7 protein-coding genes are annotated in these 12,089 nt (G+C 68.7%); 6 read left to right on the top strand and 1 reads right to left on the bottom strand.

What is annotated here, in order from left to right; all coding sequences use genetic code 11:
- Positions 1–885, top strand: coding sequence for a dTDP-4-dehydrorhamnose reductase (gene rfbD / locus AC3ANK_RS14120; RefSeq protein WP_206861360.1), 885 nt, complete (start codon positions 1–3; stop codon positions 883–885).
- Positions 886–972: 87 nt separating this feature from the next.
- Positions 973–2,958 carry an alpha/beta hydrolase family protein gene (locus AC3ANK_RS14115; RefSeq protein ID WP_206861359.1) on the top strand — a complete coding sequence of 662 codons (1,986 nt, stop codon included), beginning with the start codon at positions 973–975 and terminating at the stop codon, positions 2,956–2,958.
- A gap of 60 nt (positions 2,959–3,018) precedes the next feature.
- Here AC3ANK_RS14115 and AC3ANK_RS14110 read toward each other — a convergent pair whose 3' ends face one another.
- Positions 3,019–4,797, bottom strand: a complete 1,779-nt coding sequence (locus AC3ANK_RS14110; RefSeq protein WP_320415191.1) for a peptide MFS transporter — start codon at positions 4,795–4,797, stop codon at positions 3,019–3,021.
- A gap of 622 nt (positions 4,798–5,419) precedes the next feature.
- On the opposite strand from AC3ANK_RS14110, the gene AC3ANK_RS14105 reads away from it, so the two are divergent.
- The 4 genes from AC3ANK_RS14105 (at position 5,420) to AC3ANK_RS14090 (ending at position 12,015) form a co-directional block, all read left to right on the top strand.
- Positions 5,420–7,369 carry an OPT family oligopeptide transporter gene (locus tag AC3ANK_RS14105; protein WP_206861357.1) on the top strand — a complete coding sequence of 650 codons (1,950 nt, stop codon included), beginning with the start codon at positions 5,420–5,422 and terminating at the stop codon, positions 7,367–7,369.
- A gap of 142 nt (positions 7,370–7,511) precedes the next feature.
- Positions 7,512–9,587: a S9 family peptidase gene (locus AC3ANK_RS14100; RefSeq protein WP_206861356.1), complete on the top strand. Its 2,076-nt coding sequence runs from the start codon at positions 7,512–7,514 to the stop codon at positions 9,585–9,587.
- Between the two features lie 37 nt (positions 9,588–9,624).
- A complete protein-coding gene (locus AC3ANK_RS14095; protein ID WP_206861355.1) occupies positions 9,625–10,869 on the top strand; it encodes a DUF819 family protein in 1,245 nt (414 codons plus the stop codon).
- Positions 10,870–11,178: 309 nt separating this feature from the next.
- Positions 11,179–12,015, top strand: coding sequence for a hypothetical protein (locus AC3ANK_RS14090; protein WP_484171470.1), 837 nt, complete (start codon positions 11,179–11,181; stop codon positions 12,013–12,015).
- Positions 12,016–12,089: the final 74 nt, after the last annotated feature.

Genomic DNA, 12,089 nt, shown 5'->3' with positions numbered 1-12,089 from the left:
GTGAAGCTGCTTCTCGTCGGCGCGAACGGGCAGGTCGGCCATGCGCTCACGCGCAGCCTTGCGCCGCTGGGCGATGTGGTCGCCACCACGCGCAATGGTCGGCTCGATGATGGTGCGGCGTGCGAATCGCTGGACCTGTCCGACCTGGATGCGATTGCGCCGCTCGTTGCGCGCGTGCGTCCGGACGTCGTCGTCAACGCCGCCGCGTACACCGCGGTGGATCGCGCGGAGGACGACGCCGAAGCCGCGTTCCGGATCAACGCGCAGGCTGCGGGGCACCTCGCGGCGGCGTGCGCCGCATCCGGTGCCGCGCTCGTGCATTACTCCACCGACTACGTCTTCGACGGCCGTGGCACGCGTCCGTATCGCGAGGACGATCCGACCGCGCCACTGGGCGTCTACGGCGACAGCAAGCTCGAAGGCGAGGCGGCGATCGCCCGGAGCGGCGCGCGCCACCTGATCCTGCGAACCGCCTGGGTCTACGGCCTCCACGGTCACAATTTCCTGCGAACCATGCTGCGCATCGGCGCCGAACGCGACGAACTGCGCGTGGTCGCCGACCAGCATGGCTGCCCCACGCCGGCATGGCTCATCGCGGATGCGACGGCGGCGATCCTGCGCCGCGGCATCGTCGCCGCCGGCGTGCGTCATCTCGTCGCGGACGGACAGACGACCTGGCACGGCTTCGCCGAGGCGATCTTCGACGAAGCGACGGCACGCGGGATGCTCGCGCGTCGCCCCCTCGTGCATGCGATCGCGACCGCCGATTACCCCACGCGCGCGGCACGCCCGGCGTACTCGGTGCTCGACACCGCACGCCTGCGCGTGGAGTACGCGCTGGACCTGCCGCACTGGCGGGATGCGCTCGCGCGGACGCTGGCCTGATTCCGCGCCACCGTTCGCCACAACGCGTTAGGCTTGCAGGCGTCGCCAGCGGGGAGCTGGGCGACGAACTCACACGGAAGGGGCCCCATGAAGAAGCTTCTGCTCGTCGCTGCTCTCGCGGCGTTATCGCTCAATGCCGCGGCCGGTGGCGTCGATGTATCGGTCTACACGCGCAAGGACCAGTTCACCGACATCAGGATCTCGCCAGGCGGGCAGTATTTCGCGGCGACGCTGCCGATGGAGGACCGCAGCGTGCTGGCGGTGATCGAACGCCAGACCGGCAAGCTCACCGGCACGTTCAGGCTGCCCCGCGACAACTACATCGCGGATTTCGAATGGGTCGGCCCGGAGCGCGTGGTGCTGAGCGCCGCCGAGAAGTTCGGTTCGCTCGACGAGCCGCAACCCACCGGCGAGCTGTTCGCGATGAACGCCGACGGCGGCAAGGCCGAGATGCTGGTCGGTTATCGCACGCAGGACGGCGGCCTGGGCACGAACATCAAGCCGAAGAAGGGCAACGACCGGATCTGGGCCTACCTGATCCCGACCCCGGTCGGCGATGGGCGTACCGCGCTGATCTCTGCGCAGCCGTATTCGCGGGATCCGCACTCGACCGCCGAGCGCATCGACGCGTTCACCGGGCGGATGCAGCGCGTGGCGATCGCACCGATGCGCAACGCGCGCTTCGCCACCGACAACCAGGGCGTGGTGCGGTTCACCTGGGGCTCGAATTCGGACAACATCCGTCACCTCTACTACCGCACCGGCGACGGCGCCGCGTGGGACCTGGTGACGATCGAGAAGGATGGCCTGTTCGAGGTGCCGGTCGGCTTCTCCGCGGACAACCAGACGGTGTACCTGCAGGTCGAACAACCGAGCGGTCCCGATGCGATCGTCGCGATGGACCTGGCGACGCGCAAGCGCACGCAGGTGCTGCGCGACGACCGCGCCGACCCGTGGCGCATCATCTACCGCAACAACACGCGCGTGCCGATCGGCGCGTACTTCTCCGACGGCCGCCTCCATTCGGATTTTTTCGAGCGCGAGGCCCCCGAGGCGCGCCTTCAGAAGAGCCTTGAGGCGGCGTTCGCGGGACAGGGCGTGGTCGTCACATCGCAGACCAACGACGGCTCGCTCGCGCTGGTCCAGGTGTACAGCGACCAGAATCCGGGCGACTTCTACCTTTTCGACACGAAGGCCAGGAAGGCCGCGCACGTACTGGCCAAGCGTGAATGGTTCGATCCGGCGCAGCAGGCGACGTCGAAGCCGATCGAGGTGAAGGCGCGCGACGGCATGCTGCTGCACGGGTACATCACCACGCCGAACGGCAGCAACGGCCGGAACCTTCCGCTCGTGGTGATGCCGCACGGCGGCCCGATCGACGTGCAGGATCACTGGGAGTTCGACTCCGACGCCCAGCTCCTGTCGGCGGCGGGCTATGCCGTGCTGCAACTGAACTACCGGGGTTCGTCCGGTTACGGCAAGTCCTACGTCAGCGCCGGTGCGCGCGAGTGGGGCGGCCGGATGCAGGACGACCTCACCGACGCCACGCGCTGGGCCATCGCCGAAGGCATCGCCGACAAGGGCCGCATCTGCCTGTACGGCGCAAGCTATGGCGCGTACGCCTCGTTGATGGGCGTGGCGAAGGAACCGGACCTCTACAAGTGCGCGGTGGGCTACGTGGGCGTGTACGACCTGCCGAAGATGATCGCCGACGACACCCGCGACAGTCGCCGTTCGGGCAACTGGCTGCGCGAATGGGTCGGCGATCCCGCCGCGCTGGGCGACGTTTCGCCGAACCGCCTCGCCGACCGCATCAAGGTGCCGGTGTTCCTCGCCGCGGGCGGTGAGGATCGCGTCGCGCCGATCGAGCACAGCCGGATGATGGAGTCGGCCCTGCGCAAGGCCGGCGTGCCGGTGGAAACCCTCTACTACGACACCGAAGCGCACGGCTTCTACACGCAGGAACACCGTCAGGCGTTCTACACGCAACTGCTCGCGTTCCTTTCGCGCAGCCTCGGCGGCGCGGTCGCGACGACCGGAGCCGGCGCCGCGGAAGCGAAGGCCGCGAAGTAGGCGATCGAAGGCGGCACACACGAACGGCGCCTGCGGGCGCCGTTCGTGTTTCCGGCGCGATCACTTCACGCCATGCATCAGCCGCCGCAGCATCGGCGCGGCGGTGAAGGCCAGCACCGCCCAGCCGATGCCGATGCCCGTCATCAGCCAGAACAGGTTCGCGTACTTCGCGCCGGCGGCGGCGAAATCGAGCACGGCGCCTTCGGGGACGTCGATCGCGGCGAGCTTGCCGAACAGCGCCGCCAGCGTTTCGGAGAACGCGGTCGCGAGGAACCACGTGCCCATCATCAGGCTCATCACGCTTTTCACCGACAGTTGCGTCACCGCGGCAAGGCCGACCGGCGCCAGGCACATCTCGCCGATCTCCAGCACCAGGTAGGCCAGCACGAGCCACCACACGCTGGCGAGCTGACCCGTTTCGCCCGCGTGCTGCGCGGCCCACGCCATCGGCACGAAGCTCAGCCCCGCGAAGAGCAGGCCAAGCGCGGATTTCGCCGGTTTCGAAGGATCCAGCCCGCGCCGGTCGAGCGAATCCCACAGCCGCGCGAACACCGGCGCGAGCAGCACCAGGAACAGCGCGCCCAGGTACGTCAGCGAACCAGCCGTCTGCGGCAGCACCACGCAGTCGCGCAGCAGGAACACGAGCATCAGCACGATCGCGCCGGCGAACAGCAGCTTCGGCATCGGCGAATCGGGATCGCGGTCCGACAGCATCGCCGCCGCGACGAACGCCATCGGCGCCAGCACCAGCGATACGGTCGACCACGGCCACGGCGTGCCTTCGCGGATCACCAGCGACGGGAAGACATCCTTGGTCAGCAGGCGATCGGTGAAGGTTACCCACGAGCCGTACGTCTGCTCGTACAGCGTGAAGTACACCAGCGCCATGAAGATCAGCGCCATCAGCGCGAGCATGCGATGGCGCTGCTCGCGCGTGCAGCGCGCCTTGAGGAACCACGCGAACCACGCCAGCACGGCGAGCATCACCAGCAACATCAGCATCAAGGCAAGCGAGATCTCGCCGCCAAGTGCGAAGCGGCCGTTGGCGACGGCCCACATCAGTGCCGCCAGCGGCACCAGTGCGAGCACCGCGCCGAGGTAGATCGCCCATTCGCGCGGGATGCCGAACACGGGTTCGCGCAGGCGCGCGGCATCCGGCGGCTCGGCGTGGCCGTGCAGGTATTTCTGGCCCCACAGGAATTGCGCCAGTCCGAGCAGCATGCCGATGCCGGCCGCGCCGAAGCCCCACTTCCAGCCGAGCGTCTGCCCGAGATAGCCGCACACCAGCGCGGAGAACAGCGCGCCCAGGTTGATGCCGGCGTAGAACAGCGAGAAGCCCGAGTCGCGGCGCGGATCGTTCTCCGGATACAGGCGCCCGACGATGGTGGAGATGTTCGGCTTGAGGAAGCCAACGCCGACGATGATCAGCGCGAGCGAAAGGTAGAACACGCGCAGCGCGCCTTCGTCGCGCACGACGGTGCCGCCGCTGACGGTGGCGGCGTGGCCTTCCACTGCCATGCCGAGGTGGCCGGCGACGAGCAGAAGCCCGCCGAACACCACCGCCTTGCGCATGCCGAGGTAGCGATCGGCGAGCAACCCGCCGACGACCGGCAGGCAGTAGACGAGACCGCCGTAGGCGCCGAGCACGTCCAGCCCCGGCCCGTCGCCGAAGCGGTGGTGCTGGAGCAGGTAGAGCAGCAGCAGCGCCTTCATTCCGTAGAACGAAAAACGCTCCCACATCTCGGTGAAGAAGCAGACGTAGACGCCCTTGGGATGGCCGAAGAGCTCGTCGCGCGGATCGCGGGCGACATCGTCGACATGGTGGTGCGGCAGGTCGATGGCGGCCACGACGGGCTCCGCGGTGAGTCGGTCGCGAGTATAGGAGCGACGGCGGAGGGCGCCCGCCGCGTCGGGATGCATGGTCCCTCGCGCGGGCACCGGCGAACGTTCGATCGAGTGCGCGCGAGCCTGCGTCGGAGAGGCCGGTGTCCTCGCGAGGCTGCAACGCAGTCGTGCGCTGCGACTTTCTCGCAATCCGAGGCTGCGCGGCAGCCGTGCGAGCCCTGCGCCATGCCCGCGCGAAGGTGCCGGCGAGCCGTCCGAGGGTGTCGCGCAGCCTCGGCAGGCTCCGCCGCAGCCGCGCGCGGGTGCGCCAGCGCCCGCCTGAGCCTCGCGCCGACCCGCGCGAGGCTCGCCGCGAGTCGTTCGAGGGCCGCGATGTGTCCGCGCGAGGCTGCACCGGCACCCATCGGCGCCGCCCGCCGGCCTTCGCCGCAGCATCGTCATCCCGCGCGATGACGAAGGTGGCCCTGTCGACCTGCCACGCGATACCCCCACGTATCGCTGCACCGCCGCATATTTGCCGCGTCCTGTCCATTTGCCGCGGAGTTTTTACAGGCCCCGGCAGCCAATGCGATGATCCGGGACCGCTCGATTTAACCGAGTCCTCCTGGAGCTCCCGATGGCCTCGCCCGCGACGCCACAATTGACCTTCCGAGCTGTCCTGCTGGCCATCGTGCTGGCGGTGATCCTCTCCGCCGCCAATGCCTACCTGGGCCTGTTCGCGGGCCTGACCATCGCCACCGCCATCCCGGCGGCGGTCGTCTCGATGGGCGTGCTGCGCCTGCTCGGCGGCGGCAGCATCCTGGAGAACAACATCGTCCAGACCGGCGCCTCGGCCGGTTCGTCGATCGCCGCCGGCGTGATCTTCACGATCCCCGCGCTGATCATCATGGGCGTCTGGCCCGACTTCAAATACTGGTGGGTCGTGGGCATCGCCGGTCTCGGCGGCCTGCTCGGCGTGCTGTTCTCGGTGCCGCTGCGCCGTTCGATGATCGTCGAGGAGCCGCTGCCGTTCCCCGAAGGCAAGGCCGCGGCCGAAGTGCTCAAGGCCGGCGAGAACCCCGGCCCGGGCCTAAAGATCCTCGGCGTCGCCGGCGCGCTCGGCGCGCTGGTGAAGCTCGCCGCCGAAAGCGGCCTGCGCCTGATCCCCGACAATGCCGTCGCCTCGGGCTTCATCGGCAAGTACCTGGGCTACATGGGCACGAACCTGTCGCCGGCGCTGCTGGGCGTGGGTTACATCGTCGGTCTGAACATCGGCATCGTGGTCGTGTCCGGTTCGATCCTGTCGTGGCAGTTCGCGATTCCGATCTACCACGCGTTCTTCCTCGACTCCGATCCCGCACTCGCCGCGCAGATCGCCGGCGCGTCCGCCGCTGACGCGGGCGGCGCGATCTGGTCGGCGAAGGTCCGCTACCTCGGTGTCGGCGCGATGCTGATCGGCGGCATCTGGACGCTGTTCTCGCTGCGCAATTCGCTCGCCTCGGGCATCAAGAGCGGCCTCGCCGCGGCGCGCAAGGGCGGCGGCCTGGCGGTCGCGGAAACCGAACGCGACCTGCCGATGAAGTGGATGCTCGTGGCGCTCGCGGTGTTCGTGATCCCGCTGTGGATGCTCTACCACGCCATCGTGCAGTCCTGGGGCGTGAGCCTGACGATGACGATCATCATGATCGTCGCGGGCTTCCTGTTCGTATCGGTGTCGGCGTACCTCGCCGGCCTGGTGGGTTCCTCGAACAATCCAGTTTCCGGCATCACGATCGCGACGATCCTGTTCGCCTCGCTGGTGCTGATGCTGCTCATGGGCCGCGATTCGTCGATCGGCCCGGTCGCCGCGATCATGATCGGCGCGGTGGTGTGCTGCGCGGCGGCGGTCGGCGGCGACAACCTGCAGGACCTCAAGGCCGGTTACATCGTCGGCGCCACGCCGTGGAAGCAGCAACTGATGCTGGGCATCGGCGCGTTCTCGTGCGCGCTGATCATGGCGCCGGTGCTGAACCTGCTTGCCGAGGCGTACGGCATCGGCCCGCGCACGGCCGCGCACCCGAACTCGCTCGCCGCGCCGCAGGCCACGTTGATGGCGTCGGTGGCGAAGGGCCTGTTCGGCGGCAAGCTGCCGTGGGACATGATCGCCATCGGCGCGCTCATCGGCGCGGTGGTCATCGCGCTGGACGAATGGCTGAAGTCGCGCAAGGCGCACTTCCGCGTGCCCGTGCTGGCCGCGGCCATCGGCATCTACCTGCCGCTGGAACTGATGGTGCCGATCTTCCTCGGCGGCCTGCTGGCGTACATCGTCGAGCGTCGCCATGGCCTGTCGATCGACAGCGACGAAGCCGAGCGTGATCGCGCGCATCGTCCGGGCACGCTGTTCGCCGCCGGCCTGATCACCGGCGAGGCGCTGACCGGCATCCTGATCGCGATTCCGATCGTCGTTTCCGGCCGCGCCGACGTGATGTCGCTGGGCGTGCACCTGGGCCCATGGGTCGGCCTGGCCATCCTCGCCTTCGTCGGCTGGCTGCTGTTCCGCACCAGCGTGCGCAACGGCGGCGCGGAATCGACCAAGCCGGTCGCCTGACGCATGCCATGCCGTCGTCCCCGCGCAAGCGGGGATGCGGCGACTCCGGCTTTCACGCATGAAAGGCACTGGATTCCCGCCGCGCGGGAATGACGCGCGGGAATCCAGCCGCCTCATCCATCTTCTGCAATCGGGAACCACCATGACGCCACGCCACGCCATCCTTCCGCTCGCCCTGCTGCTCGCCTGCGGTTCCACCAACGCACTGGCCGCCCGCGGCTTCGACGTGCGCGACCTTGCCTCGCTCGAACGCGTGTCCTCGCCGACGCTGTCGCCCGACGGCCGCCGCGTGGTGTTCGCCAAGCGCGTGGTCGACATGGCGGCGAACAAGTCCTCGACCGCGCTCTACATCGAAGACCTGATGGCGCGCGATGCCGCGCCGCCCAAGCGCCTCACGCCGGAAGGCTGGAACGTCAATTCGCCGGCCTTCTCGCCGGACGGCAAGATCGTCTATTTCCTCAGCGCGAAGGGCGGCTCGATGCAGCTGTATTCGATCCCCGCCGCCGGCGGCACCCCGAAGCAGGTGACCGCGCTGGACACCGACGTCGGCGGCTACAAGCTCTCGCCCGACGGCAAGCGCGTGGCGATCAATCTCGAAGCGTTCCCCGACTGCAAGGGCGACCTGGCCTGTTCGAAGAAGAAGCTCGACGAGCGCGGCGCGCAGAAGAACACCGGCGTGGTGTTCGACCGCATGTTCATCCGCCACTGGGATGCGTGGAACGAGGGTCGCCTCAACCGCCTGTTCGTGGCGACGCTCGGCGACAAGGCCGCGACCACGGCGACGCTCGTCAGCGGCGACGTCAACGGCGACGTGCCGTCGCGTCCGTTCGGTGACAGCAGCGAATACACCTGGTCGCCCGATGGCAAGTCGCTGGTGTTCAGCGCGCGCATCGCCGATGCGAAGGAACCGATGTCGACCAACTTCGACCTGTACCAGGTGAACGCGGACGGCACCGGCGCGGCGAAGAACCTCACCGCGTCGAACCCGGCGTGGGACACGGGCGCGACCTTCAGCAGCGACGGCAAGACGCTGTTCTATCGCGCGATGAAGCGCCCGGGCTTCGAGGCCGACCGCTTCGGCCTGATGGCGATGGACCTCGCGACCGGCAGCGCGCGCGAGATCGCACCGAAGTGGGACCGCTCCGCCGACGGCATCACGTTGGCGAACGACGGCAAGACGATCTACACCACCGCCACCGACCTGGGCGAGCACCCGCTGTTCGCCGTCGATGTCGCCAGCGGCGAGGCGAAGAAGCTCGTCGGCGACGGCAGCATTTCGGCCATTGACCTGGCCGGCCCGACGCTCGCGCTGACGCGCAACACGCTCAAGACCGGCGATGTGCTCTACACCACCAGCGCCGATGCGTCCGCGCCGCTGCGCGCGATCACGCCGACCGCGGGCGAGCGCCTGCCCGACGTCGCGTTCGGCGATTTCGAACAGTTCGACTTCAAGGGCTGGAACGGCGACACGGTGCACGGCTACATCGTCAAGCCGTGGAACTACCAGGAAGGCCGGAAGTATCCGGTCGCGTTCCTGATCCACGGCGGTCCGCAGGGCAGCTTCGGCAACGGCTGGAGCTACCGCTGGAACCCGCAGACCTACGCGGGCCAAGGCTACGCGGTGGTGATGATCGACTTCCATGGTTCGACCGGCTACGGCCAGGCGTTCACCGATGCGATCAGCCAGCACTGGGGCGACCGCCCGCTGGAAGACCTGCAGAAGGGTTGGGCCGCGGCGCAGAAGCAGTACGGTTTCCTCGACGGCGACAAGGCCTGCGCGCTGGGCGCGAGCTACGGCGGTTTCATGGTCAACTGGATCGCCGGCAACTGGAACCAGCCGTGGAAGTGCCTGGTCTCGCACGACGGCGTGTTCGACCAGCGCATGATGGGCTTCGCGACGGAAGAGCAGTGGTTCACCGACTGGGAGCAGGGCGGCAGCGCCATCGACAAGCCGGCGAACTACGAGAAGTTCAACCCGGTCAACCACGTCAAGGAATGGCGCGTGCCGATGCTCGTCGTGCACGGGCAGCAGGACTTCCGCATCCCGGTGGAGCAGGGCATCGGCGTGTTCACCGCGCTGCAGCGTAAAGGCATCCCGTCGCAGTTCCTGTACTTCCCGGATGAGAACCACTGGGTGCTCAAGCCGGCCAACTCGGTGCAGTGGCACGACACGGTCAATGCGTGGCTGAAGCGGTACATCGGCCAGGACCTCAAGTAAGCCGCCGCCCTCCGACGCAACGAAACGGAACGACACGATGCCCAACGACACCCCCGGTACCGCGCTGATCACCAACGACATCGTGATATTGGGGCTGATCGCCGCCACGCTCGGCGCGGTGTTCTGGACGTCGTCGCTCGCGTCGTTCCGCAAGTTCTATTCGGTCGTTCCCGCACTGCTGCTGTGCTACCTGATCCCGGGGCTGTTCAACACCTTCGGGATCATCGACGGCGAACACAGCAAGCTCTACAACCCGGTCGCCAGCCGCGTGCTGCTGCCCGCGGCGCTGGTGCTGCTGACGCTCTCCATCGATCTGAAGGCCGTGCTGCGCCTCGGGCCGAAACTGGTGGCGATGTACGTCACCGCGTCGCTCAGCGTCGTCGCCGGCGGCATCCTCGCGTTCCTGCTGTTCCAGGCCGTGCATCCGGAAACCGTCGCGGGCGATACGTGGGCCGGCATGACGGCGCTGGCCGGCAGCTGGACCGGCGGCGGCGCGAACATGCTCGCGATGAAGGAAATCTTCCAGGTCGACGCGACCACGTTCGGGCAGTTCGCGGTCGTCGACGTCGGCGTGGGTTACGTGTGGATGGCGGTGCTGATCTTCCTCGCCGGCCGCTCCGCGGCGATCGACGCGCGCAGCGGCGCCGACACGCGCGCGATCGACGAACTGAAGGACAAGCTCGCCGCCTTCAAGGCGCAGCACAGCCGCGTGCCGTCGCTGACCGACCTGATGGTGATCGTCGGCATCGCGTTCGGTACCGTTGGGCTGGCGCACTGGCTGGCGTCGCCGCTGTCGGCGTGGTTCGGCGCGAACGTGTCGTGGGCGCGCTCGGTGAGCCTGCACGAGCCGTTCGTGTGGGTGGTGCTCATCTCCACCTTCGTCGGCCTGGGCCTGAGTTTCACCCGCGCGCGCACCCTGGAAGGCGCCGGGGCGTCGAACATCGGCACGCTGCTGCTGTATTTCCTGATCGCCGCCATCGGCATGCAGATGGACATCCTGGCGCTGTTCGACCGCCCGTGGCTGTACCTGCTGGGCCTGGTGTGGCTGGCGATCCACGTCCTGCTGCTGTGGCTGGTCGGGCGCCTGCTGAAGGTGCCGTTCTTCTATTTCGCGATCGGTTCGCAGAGCAACATCGGCGGTCCGGCGTCGGCGCCGGTGGTCGCATCGGCGTTTCATCCTGCATTGGCGCCGGTGGGCGCGCTGCTCGGCACGCTGGGGTATGCGACCGGCACGGGGCTGGCGTATGCGTTGGGGTTGATCCTGCGGTCGCTGGCGGCGTGAGTGCAGCGCCTCTGTCGCAGCTCCGTACGGCGACGTTCCGGGTCGACTGAAGTTGCGATGGCGCACGATCGCGCCATGCGTCGCACGAAATCGCCGCCAAGACTCGGAAGCGTCTGATTCGAACCGCGCGTCCGCATGCCGAGAATGCGAGGCCGATTCCCCGATACGGGTGCGGCGCCGATGCGTTCTTCCCTGTCCGTCTCCAACGCCGCGGCCCGCTAGCGGGTGGCCGCGGTTCCGTTGTACTGCGCGGGTGTGCCCGGCGTCGCCCTCGCATGGCTGGCATGGCGGTGCGCGGAATCGCGCCCGATGGTCGCGGGCTTCGGCGCGGTCGCGGCGGCCGTGCTCGCGGCAGGCCTGATGAGCGCCTGCCGGAACCGCATCGGCGAACGGCTCTCGCGCGTGCGGCTCGATGGCGACGCGCTGCACGTCGAACACGGACACGGCGAGCGCCACGTCGCACTCGCGCAGGTCCGCGACGTTGAGGTGCGCGACGTGTTCCCGCTGGAAGTCGTCACGCTGCGTCTTGCCGACGACGCGCGGCTCGGCTTCGCCTTCGCGCATCGCAACGCGCTGACGCGGGTGCGCTCGCCGATGCTGGCCGAGCTGCTGCGGCGCTTGCCCGATCCGTCGATGCGCGAGTGCGCGCCGCGCCTGGGCGGCGACATCGCCGCGATGCCCTGGTGGGCGCGCTGCCCCGAACTGGTCGCGATGCCGTTGTCGACGGCGTCCGGGCTCGTGGTGGCCGTGTCGTGCCACGTGCCGGCGATGCTGTGGCCGGGGTCGTTCGATGCGCCGTCGTGGTGGCTCGCGCCGCTCGTCTGCGGTGCCGGCCTTGCGCTGGGGACGATCGCCTTCGTCGTGCTGCGCAGCTGGCGCACGCCGCCGGACGTGCGACTGTGGAAAGGCGTGCTGGTGGTCCGCCGCACGCGGCGGGGGCGGTTGATCGAACGCTGCCATCCGCTCGGCGGCGTCGCAGGCGTGCACTACTCGCGCGCGTTCGGACGGAAGCGGCGCGTGTGCCTGTTCGCCATCGAACTGCGCGGCGTGCTGTCCTCGCGCGCGCTGCGGATCACGTTCCCGGCGCATTCCTCGCAGGCCGTGCTGCGCACGTTGCGTTGGCCCGGAACCGAAGCGGTCGAGTAGCGCCTTGTATCCCGGGTAAGGCCGCGGGCCGCAGCCGGGGTTTGCGCGCGTGATCCCGGGCGCGCTCGCTTACC

The organism is Lysobacter sp. SCRH-1R (genome assembly GCF_057747855.1).
The sequence above is the reverse complement of the archived record's forward strand: the minus strand, read 5'-3'. Positions and strand labels throughout refer to the sequence as shown.

Coding starts and splice junctions, on each gene's coding strand:
- AC3ANK_RS14095 (WP_206861355.1), top strand. CDS start 9,625: ATGCCCAACGACACCCCCGGTACCGCGCTGATCACCAACGACATCGTG.
- AC3ANK_RS14115 (WP_206861359.1), top strand. CDS start 973: ATGAAGAAGCTTCTGCTCGTCGCTGCTCTCGCGGCGTTATCGCTCAAT.
- AC3ANK_RS14090 (WP_484171470.1), top strand. CDS start 11,179: ATGGTCGCGGGCTTCGGCGCGGTCGCGGCGGCCGTGCTCGCGGCAGGC.
- AC3ANK_RS14100 (WP_206861356.1), top strand. CDS start 7,512: ATGACGCCACGCCACGCCATCCTTCCGCTCGCCCTGCTGCTCGCCTGC.
- AC3ANK_RS14105 (WP_206861357.1), top strand. CDS start 5,420: ATGGCCTCGCCCGCGACGCCACAATTGACCTTCCGAGCTGTCCTGCTG.